The following is an 18,308-nucleotide window of genomic DNA, read 5'->3' on the forward strand; positions in this document are numbered from 1 at the left end:
TAATTTTATTCCTTTCCGCTAATTCAAATAAAACTTACAGCCCAAAGCTATGTTGAAAGCAGTAAGATTTGCTCCATTAAATTGAGTAATATCAATTGCACCGCTTTTATAAAAAAGCTGATCTACTCCTTTTCTTGTGTTGTCAATTCTTAATCCTGTGAGTAAAAAGAGGTCAAAATAAGAATATATGCTTTTGGAAAACTCCAGTACGTTATGAAATGAATATCCGTTGGCAGAATGTGAGAAACTTCTTGGATGCTGGTAGTTTTCGAACAAGTTCCAATCAGCATCGGCACTGTAGTTCAACATACTAAAGGAAATTACATAAATTAAACGTAAATTTTTTGAAGGAGTATAGCCAAAATGAACAGACGGACCATAAGAATTTAAATTTATTTTATATTTGCTATTTAAGTCTGTAAGTTCATCAGAATGAAGCGTATACTGTTCCATTCTGTAAGAATAACTACCTCCTATCGCAATATAAGTATGGTTTGTGGTGAAAGTTTTATAAGCTGCTTGAATACCTAGGTTTCCAGAATGCCCGAAATTACTTTTAAAATCAAGGCTGTAGCTCTGAATTTGCCTGTCATCCTCTTTATAATCAATATCAGTACCATTCCCGTATAGCGTCTTATAAAAGCTTATTGCAGCCCCTAATTTTAATTTTCTTATTTCTATTTCGCCTGCTAACTGAGACCCAAATCTTGTTAAATTTTTAAATTTCAGTTCAGATAAAACGTTAGGGCTTTTTCCATCAACATTTCCGGCAATCGACCAGCTAAGACTATTTCTTTCAACACCACTATTTAAAGATAAAGATGTAGTTGCCTGTGCCAATAAATTTAATGGTAAAATTATGGTTCCTATTAAGTATTTAAATGCTTTCGCAATTCTTATATGCCAAAATAAACTTAACGACATTTATATACTATTTATCAATTACTGTAATGACATCTATAACGGTCTGTGGGGAATACCTGTTCGTTGTATTTTTATGGAACGTTCTTTATCTGTGTTTATATCCCATGCCTTTATTCCGTTGAGGTATATAGTATTATATATAATTTTACCATTTTTATTGATCAAATCAGCAGTTAATGTATCGGGCGAAAGATCGTTATTATAGACTATTTCCAGAATAGACTCGGAATAAACGGGATCGAAATTCAATTGCAAATATTTTCTACCCCTTTCCTCTTTGATAATAAAATAATTAGGTGAGATAATATCCGGAGTTAATTTACCCGCAGCGGGCGACGGATTTTTATTATTATTCCCGGAAGGTATGATCTTTAATTTGGAGGCGTCAATCGTATTAGAGTTATCAGAATTGTAATTTAAAAGATCCTCATTCTTTTCATTTGAAATAAAGACTTTCAGGGTTGTATCAGATTTAAAATATTCATCATTCTTCTTGCATGAAACATTAAACAACAGAATGGCCGTAAATAAAAAAAATAGTCTCATAATTTTAAAATTAGTTTTACTCCAATAGTTTTTATATGTTATTAAACGTTATAACATAACAACTTGCTACAATGGATTGCTGTTTTTTTTAACAGACCGTATTTTTTTATATTCATTTAGTTTTAATTATTAATATTACTGAAATTATAAGCCTTAAGCCCTATTTAAACCGCTCTATTTTTGTTATAATTACACTCATTAAACTATTACACATAAATAAAGAAAAAACCATATGTGTCCTAAATAAATTTTAGGATTGGATTTCTGTGGTACAGGCATAGCTTTTTTCATCATTTCGATATTGACCCCTATTTTTCAATCTGCGAAGATCTTTAGCTGTCCCTTTTTTCCTTTTATAGGCGGCCTGAGAAAGGGATCATCTATCCATTGCCAGATGTTTATTTTCACGAAGATATTCATTCTGATGAATGCGACCAGATTGGACAGGTTCCAGTCATATTTGGCCTTTTTTTGTAAGTATTTTAACAGTAATATGCCAATGAGTGAAGTCCAGATCTGGATCATCACTGCATTTTCAGAAGTCCCTATGAATGTCGATACTTTTAAGCGCTGCTTTAGATGCTTGAAGAAGACTTCGATATGCCAGCGTTGTTTATAGATGTTTGCCACCAAAGAAGCCTTCCACTTCGTATTATTGGTCAAAAAGTGGTACTCATTGCCAGTGGTGCTGTCCCAAAAGTGGACTAGGCGTAGCGGCTTGCCGTTGTATTTATTGCAGGCAGCACCGGATAGCTCAATGAGCTCATCCTTAAGGATCCCCTTTTCCATGAGTGCTTCACTCTGATAGGACTTGATAACCTTGTACTTCATATTAACTTTACTCCTGGTAACGAAGTAACACCCCCTGCTGTCCAAATCCCCAAGCCAGCTGTAATCCACGTAGCCACGGTCCACTACCACCACGCTTCCCTTGGAAAAACTGTAACTACCGGCTCGCTGGCTCTCATGTACTTTTCCATCGGTAATCTGCATAAAAACAGGTAGACAGCCATCATAATCCAAGACAGTGTGCAGCTTTACGGCACCTTTGGTGCTGCGAAACTTTGCGGATCAGTTTCAAAACCTGTGGACTACGCAAATAATTTGGTCAATCTGAACAGGAAGAAATTGATGTCACCTACACCTCTAAACTGACTTCTGAAAGCTTTTATCTTTGCATTGAAAGATTCTGCTGAAGCATTTGTACTCTTGTTGTCGAAGTAGTTCAATATTTTTTTGTGATGGATATTTATGGTTCTGGAGACGGTGTTGAATGACTTGAAGCCGGCCTGTTCCACTTTATCCGCCCATTTTGCCAACCTTGTAAAGGCGTAGATCTTATCTATGGTGGTGTTGAATATCCAAGAGAGTTCTTGGGATAGCCTGTACGCCTTTTCAATATCGGGATATCGCTCAAAGAGTACAGCAGCCCTTTCTCTTTGCTCGTAAGTCCATTTATGTTCACTTTTATAAAGCAGGTATCGGCTTCTTGCAAGTAACTGTTTGATGGTTTCACTGTTGGATAGGACTTCCGGAAAATAGGTTTCCTTATTCTTTCGTGCTTGGTCAATTGCTTGATTTTCATCGTCAATGGCCTGCCAGCGGTGCTTTATCCTTATTTCCTGAAGCGCTTCGTTAGCAAGTTGCTGAACATGGAAACGGTCTATTACCTGAACAGCATTGGGAAAGCATCTTTTGGCTATCAATCCCATATTACCGGCTAAATCAAGCGTTATCTCTTGAACTTTATTTCGTAATCTCTGTGGGATCTTTTGAAGGATCGGGATAATGTTCTCTGATTTTGTCCCGTTCAGTATGGCTACAATGGTCCCTTTTTTGCCCCGTGCTTCTTTATTGGTGACAACGGTATAGAGCTCGCCATGGGATAGGCAGGTCTCGTCAATAGAAAGATGGCCGCTGACATTCTGTGGGAAGGTCAATCCATCTCGCGCATTTTCGCGATGCTCCCAATCCTGGAAACCGCTCAGTTTATTGCGGTAGTATCTCCTTAGTTTACTGGCTGATATCCCATAGAATGAACTGATGGTCTGAATGCTATGAGCCTGGTTGTCCGCTGATACCTTTTAAAAAAGCTGCGAAATCCTGTGTGATGCGCGTCCCTTTGGCTACTAGTTCCCAATTTCTGTAGACTACTTTATCGGTATCCTGGTTGAGCCACCTGCGGCGCTTGACATGAAGATAGACCTGCATGCCACGGATAGGAAAATCTTGAAGGGTAACGGGTTCGAAAAACCCCTTGGAAATCAACTTCTGGCCTTGATATTCTTCAGGTGTATTATTGAGTTCCTCCAGAAAGATATCCAGTCTTTTTTCTTCTTTGGAATAGTGGGTCATCTCAAAATAATCGGAAACTCCTTCGGGAATAATTAAGGGCATTAACGCGTTAAAAGATTCGTGCATCTGTATAAATATCAAAGCACAAATATCTAATTATTTTTTATCCCCTCCACAACTTTTGTACATGATCCAACTTTGCCCAGTCAAATACAGATAGACATAAGGGGATGATGCTTGCATCCATCAGATATACTTTACGCTTTAGCTGAACAAGATCTTTGCGAAAATGGGTGTCCTTTTGCCAAAGCCTATCCAAAACAGAATAGTAAAGATCTTTGAAAAGTTCATGGGTACGGTGTGTGTTGATATAGGATATATTAGACTTACTTGGAGCTCTTACTACACCTAAGTGGTTCAGATTACCAGTGGTACTGCGTAGACCGTTACTAATATCACGGACCGAATCTGCCGAGGAAAAATGACAGAAAAGCATACTGACTAGATGCGTCCAGCTGTTGATCCCTTTCTGATGTTTGTCACTTTTGTGCTTTGAAACGAAATCTTTGAATAATTCGCGGTCGATAAGAGATAAAATCTGACTAAAAACATTTAAATTTATCATGGTGGTGTGTTATAATTTTGCAATTTAAATATAGCAACTTTGCTATATCCAAACACCGCCACTTTTTAAACGTTTAGGACGCAAGTGAGAAAAAACCATCAATAATACTAAAATATATAGTATACAACAAGTAAATTTATTTAGAATAAAAATGTTATCTCAATTTAAAACAATATTTTCGAAAGTTTGTTTTCAAACTAAGTAAAAGAAATAATCAAATTATCACATCTGTCCTAAATAAATTTTAGGATTGGATTTCTGTGGTACAGGCATAGCTTTTTTCATCATTTCGATATTGACCCCTATTTTTCAATCTGCGAAGATCTTTAGCTGTCCCTTTTTTCCTTTTATAGGCGGCCTGAGAAAGGGATCATCTATCCATTGCCAGATGTTTATTTTCACGAAGATATTCATTCTGATGAATGCGACCAGATTGGACAGGTTCCAGTCATATTTGGCCTTTTTTTGTAAGTATTTTAACAGTAATATGCCAATGAGTGAAGTCCAGATCTGGATCATCACTGCATTTTCAGAAGTCCCTATGAATGTCGATACTTTTAAGCGCTGCTTTAGATGCTTGAAGAAGACTTCGATATGCCAGCGTTGTTTATAGATGTTTGCCACCAAAGAAGCCTTCCACTTCGTATTATTGGTCAAAAAGTGGTACTCATTGCCAGTGGTGCTGTCCCAAAAGTGGATCAGGCGTAACGGCTTGCCGTTGTATTTATTGCAGGCAGCACCGGATAGCTCAATGAGCTCATCCTTAAGGATCCCCTTTTCCATGAGTGCTTCACTCTGATAGGACTTGATAACCTTGTACTTCATATTAACTTTACTCCTGGTAACGAAGTAACACCCCCTGCTGTCCAAATCCCCAAGCCAGCTGTAATCCACGTAGCCACGGTCCACTACCACCACGCTTCCCTTGGAAAAACTGTAACTACCGGCTCGCTGGCTCTCATGTACTTTTCCATCGGTAATCTGCATAAAAACAGGTAGGCAGCCATCATAATCCAAGACAGTGTGCAGCTTTACGGCACCTTTGGTGCTGCGAAACTTTGCCCAGTCAAATACAGATAGACATAAGGGGATGATGCTTGCATCCATCAGATATACTTTACGCTTTAGCTGAACAAGATCTTTGCGAAAATGCGTATCCTTTTGCCAAAGCCTTTCCAAAACAGAGAAATAAAGATCTTTGAAAAGTTCATGGGTACGGTGTGTGTTGATATAGGATATATTAGACTTACTTGGAGCTCTTACTACACCTAAGTGGTTCAGATTACCAGTGGTACTGCGTAGACCGTTACTAATATCACGGACCGAATCTGCCGAGGAAAAATGACAGAAAAGCATACTGACTAGATGCGTCCAGCTGTTGATCCCTTTCTGATGTTTGTCACTTTTGTGCTTTGAAACCAAATCTTTGAATAATTCGCGGTCGATAAGAGATAAAATCTGACTAAAAACATTTAAATTTATCATGGCGGTGTGTTATAATTTTGTGATTTAAATATAGCGATCTCGCTATATCAAAACACCGCCATTTTTTAAACGTTTAGGACGCAAGTGTCAAATTATGAAAAAAATCAATTCTATTCTCCTACTATGTGTGGGAGCGATGTTTATTGCAGGTTGTAGCAAAGAAGATTCAAGAGTTAAATCATCATCCGAAATCGCGAAAAAAGATACTGCTCAATTGGTATTGGATGGACTCAAAGCTTTGGGATTTCAAACAGAAGGTCTTATTACACGAGGGGATACACTCATTGTAGAAGGCGATATCCTAATGTTCAAATCTAAACTACTTGATTCTAAAGCTACCAAGGCACGTCAAGCGACCACCAGCAATTTCCCTTATATCCGTAATGCTAACATGAATTTAAGAGTTTACATTCAGGACGCCACCAGCTCGACAATTCCAACCGGTTTTAGCTATGCAGAAAGAGAGATAATAAAATCAGCATTAAATTTATATCTGAGCTCCAACCTCACCTCTGGTGGGTTTAATTCAATAACTTACACGACCAATCCAAACGAGGGGGTGCATATTCGTATTATTCAAGGAAATATGGACGAATACACCTGTGGATATGCCCAGTTTCCAACTACTGTGTATGAAAACGGTTCAGCATATCAAAATATAAGTGGCTTTATGAATATCCACCTAAGTATTTTTAGATTCCAACTTAACGATTCTCAAAAGACTTTTCTAATAGCTCATGAATTTGGACATATGATGGGTTTTAGACATACAAACTGGAGAAGAAGTGAAGCAGAGTCAAGTGATGGTGTAGGAGCATACACTGTTCCCCTCACTAATAATAACAGTACAAATCCTGATCCTTCATCAGTATTCAATGGTGGCACATGCACCTACCATTGGAACGGCTTTTCAAATGGAGATCTTCAGGCTATTAAGTACGTAACCAGAGGAACAACGTCTAGCTAATTTTACTTTAAGAATATCGTGATAAAATAGCATTAGCTTAGCAAAAAAACTATTAGCAATGGTAATTCCGTTATTTTGCTATGACGGATTTACTATTGCTTTATGTTCATACACGAAAAAGCCGACTATTTTTCAGCATTCGGCCCCTTATAGGCAAACATTTGACACCATCTTTTTTTATCAGATCAGCAGGGAAGAAAAATGTTCACTCTTCTTCACAATGAATATTCGTATCAGCAGATAGTATTATAAACTCTTCAAGACATTAATGATAAGTTATAGAAAGTATACCTAACGACGTCTTGAAAACTAAAACCACTCCGCATAATAAACTTCCCATTGGACACCGATTTTAAAACAACGAAGTCTGCGCCGTATCACTTCCCAATGGCGGCAATCCCTCCCAATCAAAAGCTTCATAACGGTGCTTTCCATCGGGACGGTTTGGATATCCTCTCAAGGTATACACTGGATAATGCTTCAACTTTTCATTGGGCATTTCAAACAGGAAAATCGGTGGCATATCGTCTTCGTTAATATCCTCGATCCATTGACGCTCAAGATCCTCAGGCAAGAACAAAGGCATACGATGTTTATTTGGCCCATCATTATGGATATTGGCCATCACTTCATTGGCTGCACGCGTAAGCATCCCAAAAGATCCTACACGTTCAACCACGCCATCTTCATCCACCGTCTCATGCCACTGGTACAAACCTGGTAAATAGAATAGCTCTCTCCCCGCTTCACCGATGAAATAAGGCACTTTCTTTTTCAATCCCTTTACCGCACGATGCTCAAAGGTGCCACTCACCGGGGTAAGGCAACGTTGCTTGCGCAAGCGATACCAATAGGATTTTTTATCCTCCAGGATACGCTCGCTACGCACATTGATCATATTGCGCCGGCGATCGGCCTGCAGCTTGGGATCGTCAATATAGGTAGGTAATACCCCCCACTCCATCTCGGTCAAGGCCAGCTGGCTTGAGTCCTTGTCCTTATACAGGATCGGATATTTGGGAAAGGTAATAGCTTGAACGTTTTCTAGATAGTCATAATTGTAATCCAATTGACGGCGCTCGTCCCGCAATTGCGGAAAGGTCTTTTTGATAATCTCAATATGGTATAGAGGCTAATATCCCAGCACTTAATGGTATCCGTTTTGTTTGGCTTTGATACGCATATACGCAATTTGTGTTGTAAACAAGGATTACCCTAAGCTAATAAAATAGTTCTTTGCAGTACGGAAAGGATCTGATTACCGAAGGATCTCGATAGCAAATACTTTCTTTTTGGTCTGCCCATCGGTAATGGTAGCCACTACCCGACCATATTCTAGGGAGAATAAAATATCAATGGGATTTTTGCGCTGAAACCTGGTCTTGGTACGCAGGTAATTGACAATATTTTTCTCGTAGAGCTTAAGCATACGCTTATCCCAATTCTCCTCCTTGATGCGATTGAGGAAGATCCGATAGCCTGATCCTGTTTCCAACAAGCTTTCGATCTTATCGGTATCCTGCGGCAGCTGCAAAGCTCTTCCCTCCTTTGCCCCCAGTTGATGGGCATGCTGATCGGCGGCTTCCTTATCATCATAAGGCGTGAGCAGAAAGCCTGTCTTTTCCTTGACATCGGGCCACTCAAAGCGCTGCAGCACAAAGTCGGCATAGCCCGACTCGACGAGCTCGCGAAACGAACTTTTGGTGACTTGTTCAAAGGGATTGTACAGCATAGGACTAAGATAGGATTTATATCACAAAAAAGGCCGGAATAAACCAGCCCTGATATATATAGTTATGATCCCAATAATGGGATAGTCGGTTTCAAAAAAAGCTGGCCTAACAAGTGCAAATCAAGCCAGCAAAAGCAATCTTCTCATTTTTCGAATAAAGGACAACAGAAATATAAAATTCGTTTGATCTTTTTATAAAAAGGTTGAGTTCGTCTCTTCGACCTTACAATTATTTTATTTAAATGAGAGCTTATTCAAAATGGTATTGTCTAAGACCAACTTAACCTATAAAAAGAAAAAGGCTACTTAGACAGTATCCAAGTGACCTTAAAATCTTATATTGTAATCTGTTTTATTTTCCTTTAGCCTTCTCTGCCTCGATCTGCTTTACAAACTCTACAGTGACGTTCGTTAATTCGGCTATCTCCGATATCGAAAATTTATTCGAAGACAAAAGATTTTTTATTACTTCCGCCTTTCCTTCGGCTTTTCCCTCAGCCATTGCTTTTTCGCGCGCTCGTTTCAATTGCTCCTCCTGACTACTTCGGATACTCTCGGCATCCCATTTATTCCTTAAACTTACGTTGTACATCTCTCGTTCCTCCGGTTTTAGTTTGCTATACTCTGCTAACTGAAATAACTTCTCAAAAATAGGCTTACGCAAATAAGTGGAAAGTCCATTTAGCGAAGACATATTTTTGAGTACATAAAGCCAACGATCTAAATCATTAACTAACTCTGCCTCAGCTTTAACAAAGTTAACCAATTTATCATTAATTTATTTCTCTATTTAGGAATGATAGAGCCCTTCGGGGTTCCACATATATAAAGCCTAGATCGTCATAAAATATTTTACCATGATCTCGATAACATAAACAAATATCGTGCAGAAAATACTTCTCATCCCCCGCATCAGGCATTGCAAATCCATCCATCAGTACAATGATATAAACTTCACTAATTGCATAATTCCAAGCCCTTCGGTTGCCTTTGGGTGCCTGATCCGCTATCAATTTACTGCTGTAATAAAGCATGCGCTTTTTCAAATTATCCTGCGCCGTGCGCTGCACTTCAATAATAAAACGTTCGCCATTGTCTGCCGTACAGGTCAGATCAAAAATAACGGTACCGATATCCTCTGTATCCCCGACATGCTCATTTTTGTTATAATACAGGTCGGCAATAATCTTGCGTCCTCTAAACAGTTCGTTTAAGAAAGCGATCAGAAGATCTTTATTGGTATCTGATCCGAAAACTTTTTTAAATCCATAATCTGTTGTAATATCGATATATTTCGACTGTTTCAACTCACTCATAATACATTGTTTTTAAATTGGTTAACAATGCAAATATAAGTAAAAAAGCATTTTAATACTAATATTTTTAGCATAAAAATATTAGTATGTATATGAATTAAAACAAGTTCCCCGATGAAGATCATTTCCGTCCTATTCACTCCTCGGATCAGGCTTTAGCGGCATCTTGGCACAGCGGATCACCTCAACGGAAGGGCATCCGTATTCAAGGATAACTTTGCCTTCAACCAAATAGACTCCTGCCCCACGGAGCGGATATTTGGCTAGGCTCTGCGGGAAATGGACGGTATCAAAAAATTGCCCCTCGGCATCGAGGAAAGTTCCGAATTTCATCAGGTCGCCACGCTTGGTCTTCACAAATTTCTCACAGACAAAATCCCCCACCACACGTACTATCTTCCCTTCATGCAGATGGAGTTCCCGAGCGGGCATATCGCCCCGGTAATCGCTTTTGGTAAGATCGAATAGCGTACCCGTTACGCAAAAGCCAATCAGCTCCATCTCGTCGTAATAATCCTCCAAGATATCTTCTTCCAAAGGGGGAAGAATAGGCTTGCGACTTTCGGTCTCAAAGAGCGCCATACCTGCTGCGACGGGCTTATGCTTACTCATCATCAGGTGAGCTGCCCACAGCAATTGCTTTTTCCCCGTCCCTGTAAAGCGCAAGGCACCCACACGAATTAGGATAACGACCTGCTCAATACCCGTCTGTGTCCGTTTGATAAAGTTTTCCAGACTGATGTACTTGCCATTGGCTTCGCGTTCCTCAATAATGCGATGGGCCAGTTTACACTCCAAATTGAGCAGGCAGTCAAAACCCAGATAAATATCTTTACCCTGAATGGAGGTGTTAAAGACCGACTGGTTGACACAGGGTAAGCAGATATTACCACCTGAAATTCGCGCTTCATTGACATAGACCTTACGGCTGTAAAACCCACCATAATTGTTGAGGACCGCAACCATAAACTCCAAAGGATAGTAGGTCTTGAGGAAAAGACTCTGATAACTCTCTACGGCAAAGGATGCTGAATGCGCCTTGTTAAAGGAATAACCGGCAAAGCTTTCCATCTGCCGCCATATCTCGCGGCTAGTCTTCTCGTCATAGCCTTTGGCCTTACAGTTGGAAAAGAACTTATCCTCAATTTCGATCAGGTGGTCTTTGCTGCGATATTTGCCAGACATCATCCGTCGGAGCACATCGGCATCGGCCATATCGAGCCCGCCATAGGCATTGGCGATCTTCATCACATCTTCCTGATAAACCATCACGCCGTAGGTCTCTTCAAGCTGCTCCTTAAATACGGGATGTGGATAGACGACTGTCGTGGGGTCGTGATGCCGACGGATGTACTCGCCCATCATGCCCGAACTGGCCACACCGGGCCGAATAATGGATGAGGCAGCCACTAAAGTCAGGTAATCATCGCAACGTAACTTGGTGAGCAACTGCCGCATCGCCGGACTCTCGATATAGAAGCAACCGATGGTATTGGCCGATTTGAGCTGGGCGGCAATATGGGCATCCTGAAAAAAACGCTTGGGATTGTCGGTATCAATGACCACGCCCAAGTTTTCGCGCACAATGGTACGGCAATCTTTGATATGGCCGATACCGCGCTGCGAAAGGATATCGAACTTTTCAAAACCGATATCTTCGGCCACGTACATATCAAACTGCATGGTCGGCAATCCCTTGGGCGGATTGTCCATTGCTGAATAACAGGTCAATGGTTCCTCCGAGATCAGCACGCCGCTGGCGTGTATGGTGCGCTGATTGGGAAAATCGGCCATGCGGTTGTAAACGCTCAGAATAGTATTGGTCACCTCATTCTTGTTGAGCATATGCTCGGGCTCATGCACGAGACGGTCGATCTCGGCCTTGGGCAGTCCGTACACCTTACCCAGCTCGCGCAAGATACTCCGGGAGCGAAAGGTGCTCATAGCGCCCATCAAGGCTGTATGACCGGTCTGATAACGGTTAAAGATATAATCGTACATTTCGTCACGCTCATTCCAGCTAAAGTCCACATCGAAATCAGGCGGACTCTTGCGCTTGGGATTGAGAAAACGCTCAAAGGGAAGTTTGAGTGCTATGGGGTCAACATCGGTGATCCCTAAGCAGTAAGCAACAGCAGAATTGGCCCCCGACCCGCGGCCTACGTAGTGAAAATTGCGGCCACGCGCGTAGCGGCAGATATCGTCCGTAATCAGGAAATAACTGGAGAAACGCAGGTTTTCGATAATCTCAAGCTCGCGCTGGATGCGTTCGGTCGCGCCCCGGTCGTTACGACCATAGCGCCTGGTAAAGCCATCCGTGCAGTACTTGTGCAGCAGCTGCTTATCGTTGTAGCGATTACCGGTAAAGGTTGCCTTGTTCTTGACACTGGAAAAATCAAAACTGAAAGAACACTGGCCCAGTATGCGGTTGGTATTGGCCAGCAATTGAGGCAAGTCGGAAAATAAGCGCATGAGCTTGACCCGAGGGATAAACACCTCGTCCTCGGCAGCTATCTGCTCATCGCCGAGCTGCGAAATCAGCAGATTGTTGTCAATGGCCCTTAATTGGCGATGTAAGGTATAGTCGGCCTTTCGGAAACTGACTGGTGCGAGTATTACACAGCGATCGAGAACCTTACGATCCATCAGCTGGGCGCGGGTACGCTCACTAGGTCGAACGCCGATGTATTCGAAGTCCCGCAATGGAAAGGCATTGAGCCTGCTAAAGGGATAGATGACAAAGACCTCCTCAAATTCGGGCGCACGCTCCGGTATAGCGCGGTTTTCCATATTGAGCTTAGTTCGATACTCATTGATCTCACGGAAGCCCTGTTCGTTTTTGGCAATAGCGACAAAACAAATCTGTTCGCCAGCGCGGAATTCCATTCCCGCGAGTAAATTCAGTCCGGCAGCGCGGCCCAGTTTAATGAAGTCCAGCGATCCCGAGCTGTTATTAATATCGGTAAGCACGGCGGTATCATAACCGCCAGCAAGCATGCCCGAGACAAGATCCTGCAGGCTGAGGGTACCAAAACGCAGGCTATAATAGCTATGTAGATTTAAGAGCATGCTCCCCTCCTTTCTCTGGCAGCGGTGCACAGATGGCCTTCATCAGAAATTCAGCCCCATAGCGTTTTCGGATCTTGTCCATGGCCTGCATGAGGTTGACCTCCTCGGCACTGTCGTCAAAGAGATCGGTCTGATAGGAACCATAGATCAGACCAGAGAATTTGATCCCGATAAGCCTTATCAGCATCCTGCGGCTATAGAGTTTCTTGAAGAGTGCAATTACCACATCGGTAAGCTTTCGATCCGAATTGGTATAGCCAATCTGTAGCTGTTGGGTATGGGTATCGAAGTTGCTATAACGAATCTTGAGGGTAACGCAGCTGGTCAGCTTCTGCTCTTTGCGCAGATCGAAAGCGAGTGTATCGACCATGCTGATCAGCGTGCGACGGAGGACATCCATATCGATAGTATCCTGCTGAAAGGTATTTTCTTTGGACATGGACTTTTGCTCCCGAAAAGGCAACACGAGGGAATCATCGAGCCCATTGGCTTTACGCCAGATGTTGATCCCGTTTTCCCCGAGGACCTTTTGCATGGTGAATACCTCCATCTGCTGTAAGGTTCCGATTTTGGAAATTCCCATATTTCGGAGCAAGGTAAAGGACTTCTCGCCTACCATGGGAATTTTGCGGATGGATAGCGGTGCGAGGAAACCTTTTTCGGTGCCATTCTGTACCTGCTTTTCACCACAGGGTTTGGCGGTACCGGTGGCAATCTTGGAGACGGTCTTGTTGACCGACAGGCCAAAGCTAATGGGCAATCCAGTCTCTCGGATAATACGCTGGCGGAGTTCCTGTGTCCATTTCCAACAGCCAAAAAAGCGGTCCATACCGGAGACATCAAGGTAATGTTCGTCTATACTGGCTTTTTCGACAATAGGCGTTTCTTCCTCGATAATTTGTGTAACTATACCCGAATAATGACTGTACCGATCGTGATCGCCCCGTACGACCACCGCCTCTGGACACATGCGCAGCGCAAGCCGCATTGGCATAGCGGAATGCACCCCAAACTTGCGGGCCTCATAGGAACAAGATGCAACTACCCCACGGTCACTACTTCCTCCTATGAGCACAGGTACTCCGATGAGTTTGCTGTTCTGCAAACGCTCTACAGATACAAAAAATGTATCGAGATCACAATGTACTATACTCCTCGCCATGTTTTTTCAATTGTATCAAAAGCCCTGTATTGTCGCCTTTGATTTTTGGTAATTGCTGCATTCAAAATTACTAATATTATTAGCAAACAATCAACAGCGAGAAATGATTTAATTTTTATCACATTCATTGTCAGCGATATAATTTATAGTAAAGGATTGGCTTAAACTTCACTTACTTATGGCGGAAATGCGGTGCGCATGCCTATAAACCCATGAAAGGAAATCTGGAGCAACTGCTCGCTCAAACCTGCACAACTCCACTTTGGGAGGACGATTTATTGTCAATAGACGATGCACGATTATTGGTGGGTACAAAAAGCGTACAAGATGATTGGATCGTGCTGGTAAAGCAGAAAAGGGAAAAATAAAAAGCCTCCCTTGTTAATCGTTAAGGGAGGTAATGCTTATTAGATGCCCGCCTTGGTTACATGTTAAGAGGCTTCGGCGGCTTTGAGCTAAAGCAAAAGACCTTACCTAATTACCTTATCATTGCTGTTATTGATTAGCCTTAGTATTGTTGCGAGCGGAAAGAACTCAAAAAAACAATAGAGCAATTCGAAGACTCTTCGACAGAGATTGATTCTAGTGAATTTAAAAATAATATCACTCCGCCATACAACCTATTCTATTTAATCTTCATCACCTTCATTTAATGAATTATTCTTTCACCGTGAACATCACCGAACACCTAATGGTTTGACACATATTGATGTTGCATATACGTTATCTTTTGAGAAAAATACCCTTCATTGAGATGTGAATAGTTGTGTGCTATTATTTTTTGAACCAAAGTTGTTTTGGATGTGTTCCTTTAAAACACAGATTAATAATTGGTTAAATGTACACACATTCTAAAATATAAATTATGAAAGCAGCAGTATTCCATAAGCCCGGCGATATCAGGGTCGATAATGTACCTGACCCAGCTATACTTGACCCAAGAGACGTCATTCTAAAAGTAACCGCGACCGCAATATGTGGCTCCGATCTACATATTCTAAGCGGTGCAGTCCCGCAGAAGGAAAACCTGATCATGGGACACGAATTTATGGGCATCGTGGAGGAAGTGGGCTCAGAAATCACCAATCTAAAAAAAGGCGACCGTGTAGTAGTCCCCTTTCCGATCGCTTGCGGAAAATGTTTTTTCTGTACGCATGAAGCATCTCCTGCCTGCGAGAATTCAAACTTTAAACACTATGGTCCCAACGGGGATTTGATGGATCAAAAAGGTGGTGCACTCTTTGGCTATACTGATCTTTACGGAGGATATTCTGGCGGTCAGGCTGAATATGTACGCGTTCCTTATGCCGATATCAGTCCTCGGATTATTCCCGAACACCTGACTGATGAACAGGCTTTGTTTTTAACAGACATTTTTCCTACCGGATGGTCTGCGATTGATTGGGCAAATCTGAAAGGCGGTGAAACTGTTGCAATCTTTGGTTCGGGTCCTGTCGGCCTGATGGCTCAAAAAGCAGCATGGCTTAATGGTGCTGGTCGAGTTATCGCTATAGACCCACTGGACTATCGATTGGAGAAAGCGAAAGCAGTCAATAACGTTGAAATCCTAAACCCACATAAAGTAGATGTTATTCAGGCAATTCGTGAAATGACTGACGGAAGAGGAGCCGACGTGTGCGTAGATGCAGTAGGCTTTGAGCCTGAACGAAATTTTATGGATAAAGTAAAAGCAACGATAAATTTTGAAAAAGGGTCGATAAAAGTATTGGAAATGTGCTTTGAAGCGGTCAGACGAATGGGAACAGTATCGATCATGGGCGTATATGGTTCACCATACGATAATTTCCCACTATTCAGGATTTTTGATAAAGGTATCACCATTAAGCAGGGTCAAGCCCCTGTTCTTAACTATATTGACAAGCTTGTGAACCTCGTCAGCGAAAATAAAGTAGTTCTCGATGATATTATCACCCACACCATTCCGCTTACTGAAGCGGAGCATGGCTATAAAATCTTCAATGAGAAAGAAGACGATTGCGTTAAAGTAGTTTTGAAACCCTAAGATAAATTTACGAGGAAAAATCACGAAAAATGAGCAGGCTTGCTGTAAACATTAAATGATTTTTCCTCGCGGTTTATCGTTCGGTTAATGTGGATAGGCCTTTTCGCAAATCGCTAAAATAGCTTCGCAAGTATTCCTTCAAAAGTTACCAAAATATTTTCTCCATATTTTTGCTGTGCTTTGGTCTACTTTCTCTTCAAGCGTGTAAGCTGTAATCCCCCCTTTAAAATTAGCTGCAGCACTTTCGATCTGGGACCACCCCATCTGCAAATATTTTTTGTAAATCAATCATACGCTTTAAGACGATAGTAAATACTATATCAGATAATTAGAGTTTATTTCTATGCATTATTGAAGCTACAATAGTTCATTTATTTTTAAGTATCCTTACCCAACCATTTGCCCTCCAAAAATGTTTTAAAACCGAGTCGAATAAATAATCAAAATATGAACTAATGAGGAAAACATGATCAACAAAAATACCGCAAAGCTAGTTTTGGTAGACTTGTATCGATTTTCTATATTACCCCAATTTATAAACGGCTAAATCTATATTTGCTGCCGGCTTTTATAATTTATCAAAAATTTTCCCTTTACGACAGAGTTGAATTCGTTGATACAAATAAACTGTGTATATTTAACATTTACTTATACAATCTCAAACTACCGTTAAACATAAATGCAGAAACCATGATTTTAATTGTAGATGACCAAGAAGAAAACATATTTTCGTTAAAGAAGCTCTTAGAATCAAAAAATTTTTTAGTGGATACTGCCCTCTCTGGTGAGGAAGCGCTAAAAAAATCCCTGAAAACCGACTACGTACTCATTATTCTGGATGTCCAGATGCCGGATATGGATGGATTTGAAGTTGCAGCAACCCTACGTGGCCTCAATAAAACAAAAAATATCCCGATAATATTCCTATCGGCAGTCAGCAAGGACAAAAAATTCATTACGCAGGGATATGCTTCCGGTGGTCATGATTACGTCACTAAACCTGTCGATCCGGATATCCTGAATCTGAAAGTCAAAACTTTCTATGATCTCCATGAAAAGACAGTCGCTCTCAATAAAATGCAGGAACAGCTTCTATCTGAAATCGAAGAACGCAAAAAAGCCCAGCGTGCCCTTGAAAAACAGGTTGACCAGCTCCACCTGACACTCGAATCCTTACCGCAGCTGGCTTTCACTGCAAATTTTGATGGGGGCATAAAATTTGTCAATTCCCAATGGTACCGATTTGCTCGGTCCGCTGAATCTTTTCCGCCCACACATCCCGATGACGAGGAGATCAAAATGCTATGGACTGACGCTGTGTCACACAGAACGGTTTATGAAAAAGAAGTCCGCATCAAAGAGCTTAGCGCAGAAAATTACAAATATTTTCTTCTTCGCATAGCACCGATACGCGAGCAGGAATCGGGCCCAATTTGGGTGGGAACCCTGACGGACATTGACCACAGAAAACAATTGGAAAAAAAGAAAGACGAATTCTTGAGCATTGCCAGCCACGAACTAAAGACACCTCTGACCAGTATTAAGGGTTATGTGCAATTTATGATGCGCCTGATCGGCTTAAACGACATTTCTTCTATCCAAAAACATCTCCTTACCCTAGATGGACATGTAGATAAATTACAGGAGCTGATAAAAGACCTGCTCGATATTTCTAAAATTGATAGCGGCCAGCTAAATTTAAGAAAAGAGGATTTTGTAATTGAAAACCTGATTGAAGAGACTATATCCTCAATGAGACAGATGAATGCCGATGTTGATTTTTATTTTCATTACGATCCCAATCTTATCAACCACATGATAAAAGGTGATAAGAGGCGTATAGAGCAAGTCTTGATCAATTTTCTCAGTAATGCGATAAAATATTCAGTCAATAGGCCCTGTATAACAATAGACATACAATATAAATCTGACTCAGTTAGTGTATTTGTCACCGATTGCGGTATAGGTATCCCGGAAAACAGGCAAAAACACGTGTTTGATAAGTTTTACCGTGTGGAAGAATCGTCCGTAAACTTTCAGGGTCTGGGGATTGGTCTTTATATCTGCGCTGAAATAATTAAGCAGCACAATGGAACTATCGGTGTACGCAGTGCCCCCACAGGAGGAACTACTTTTTATTTTTCTTTACCTTTAAATTGAACCA

Annotated in this window: 16 protein-coding genes and 1 pseudogene; 4 read left to right on the forward strand and 13 right to left on the reverse strand. The window is 41.2% G+C overall.

Features of this window, described 5'->3' with window-relative positions; translation table 11 throughout:
• Nucleotides 1-18 precede the first annotated feature (18 nt).
• From AACH28_RS05420 to AACH28_RS05450, 7 genes and pseudogenes are all read right to left on the reverse strand, one after another.
• A complete protein-coding gene (locus AACH28_RS05420) occupies nt 19-924 on the reverse strand; it encodes a hypothetical protein (RefSeq protein WP_341832444.1) in 906 nt (301 codons plus the stop codon).
• Nucleotides 925-957: 33 nt separating this feature from the next.
• Nucleotides 958-1,470: a hypothetical protein gene (locus AACH28_RS05425; RefSeq protein WP_341832445.1), complete on the reverse strand. Its 513-nt coding sequence runs from the start codon at nt 1,468-1,470 to the stop codon at nt 958-960.
• A gap of 315 nt (nt 1,471-1,785) precedes the next feature.
• A pseudogene (locus tag AACH28_RS05430) lies at nt 1,786-2,526 on the reverse strand (IS4 family transposase); the annotation flags it as partial.
• A 35-nt stretch (nt 2,527-2,561) separates the two neighbouring features.
• Nucleotides 2,562-3,410: a transposase gene (locus AACH28_RS05435; RefSeq protein ID WP_341831486.1), complete on the reverse strand. Its 849-nt coding sequence runs from the start codon at nt 3,408-3,410 to the stop codon at nt 2,562-2,564.
• 115 nt (nt 3,411-3,525) lie between these two features.
• Nucleotides 3,526-3,891, reverse strand: coding sequence for a transposase (locus AACH28_RS05440; protein WP_149525777.1), 366 nt, complete (start codon nt 3,889-3,891; stop codon nt 3,526-3,528).
• Between the two features lie 37 nt (nt 3,892-3,928).
• Nucleotides 3,929-4,390 carry a DUF4372 domain-containing protein gene (locus tag AACH28_RS05445; RefSeq protein ID WP_341832446.1) on the reverse strand — a complete coding sequence of 154 codons (462 nt, stop codon included), beginning with the start codon at nt 4,388-4,390 and terminating at the stop codon, nt 3,929-3,931.
• A 309-nt stretch (nt 4,391-4,699) separates the two neighbouring features.
• Nucleotides 4,700-5,875, reverse strand: coding sequence for an IS4 family transposase (locus tag AACH28_RS05450; protein WP_341832213.1), 1,176 nt, complete (start codon nt 5,873-5,875; stop codon nt 4,700-4,702).
• Between the two features lie 94 nt (nt 5,876-5,969).
• Here AACH28_RS05450 and AACH28_RS05455 point away from each other — a divergent pair, with 94 nt between their 5' ends.
• Complete coding sequence (locus AACH28_RS05455; RefSeq protein WP_341832447.1) at nt 5,970-6,842, forward strand: M57 family metalloprotease; 873 nt, start codon at nt 5,970-5,972, stop codon at nt 6,840-6,842.
• Nucleotides 6,843-7,194: 352 nt separating this feature from the next.
• On the opposite strand, the gene AACH28_RS05460 is transcribed toward AACH28_RS05455, so the two are convergent.
• From AACH28_RS05460 to dinB, 6 genes are all read right to left on the reverse strand, one after another.
• Entirely contained in the window at nt 7,195-7,932 is a 738-nt protein-coding gene (locus AACH28_RS05460) for an SOS response-associated peptidase family protein (RefSeq protein WP_341832448.1), read from the reverse strand.
• A 168-nt stretch (nt 7,933-8,100) separates the two neighbouring features.
• Nucleotides 8,101-8,574 (reverse strand): hypothetical protein, encoded by a 474-nt coding sequence (locus AACH28_RS05465; protein ID WP_341832449.1) that lies wholly within the window; start codon nt 8,572-8,574, stop codon nt 8,101-8,103.
• Nucleotides 8,575-8,926: 352 nt separating this feature from the next.
• Entirely contained in the window at nt 8,927-9,340 is a 414-nt protein-coding gene (locus AACH28_RS05470) for a PD-(D/E)XK nuclease family transposase (protein ID WP_341832450.1), read from the reverse strand.
• A gap of 7 nt (nt 9,341-9,347) precedes the next feature.
• A complete protein-coding gene (locus AACH28_RS05475) occupies nt 9,348-9,890 on the reverse strand; it encodes an Rpn family recombination-promoting nuclease/putative transposase (protein ID WP_286779492.1) in 543 nt (180 codons plus the stop codon).
• 132 nt (nt 9,891-10,022) lie between these two features.
• The gene (locus tag AACH28_RS05480; protein WP_341832451.1) at nt 10,023-12,959 is read right to left on the reverse strand and encodes a DNA polymerase III subunit alpha; all 2,937 of its coding nucleotides are present in this window, start codon (nt 12,957-12,959) and stop codon (nt 10,023-10,025) included.
• A complete protein-coding gene (gene dinB / locus AACH28_RS05485; protein ID WP_341832452.1) occupies nt 12,940-14,121 on the reverse strand; it encodes a DNA polymerase IV in 1,182 nt (393 codons plus the stop codon). Before dinB ends, AACH28_RS05480 begins: the two co-directional genes overlap by 20 nt.
• Before the next feature lie 212 nt (nt 14,122-14,333).
• Between dinB and AACH28_RS05490 the strand changes: the two genes are divergently transcribed.
• From AACH28_RS05490 to AACH28_RS05500, 3 genes are all read left to right on the forward strand, one after another.
• Nucleotides 14,334-14,489: a hypothetical protein gene (locus AACH28_RS05490; RefSeq protein WP_341832453.1), complete on the forward strand. Its 156-nt coding sequence runs from the start codon at nt 14,334-14,336 to the stop codon at nt 14,487-14,489.
• Nucleotides 14,490-14,986: 497 nt separating this feature from the next.
• On the forward strand, nt 14,987-16,144 hold the full coding sequence (locus AACH28_RS05495) for a zinc-dependent alcohol dehydrogenase (RefSeq protein WP_088161295.1): 1,158 nt from the start codon (nt 14,987-14,989) through the stop codon (nt 16,142-16,144).
• A gap of 690 nt (nt 16,145-16,834) precedes the next feature.
• Entirely contained in the window at nt 16,835-18,304 is a 1,470-nt protein-coding gene (locus tag AACH28_RS05500) for an ATP-binding protein (protein ID WP_286774936.1), read from the forward strand.
• Nucleotides 18,305-18,308: the final 4 nt, after the last annotated feature.

It is taken from the genome of Sphingobacterium thalpophilum (genome assembly GCF_038396785.1).
Lineage (GTDB): Bacteria > Bacteroidota > Bacteroidia > Sphingobacteriales > Sphingobacteriaceae > Sphingobacterium > Sphingobacterium thalpophilum_A.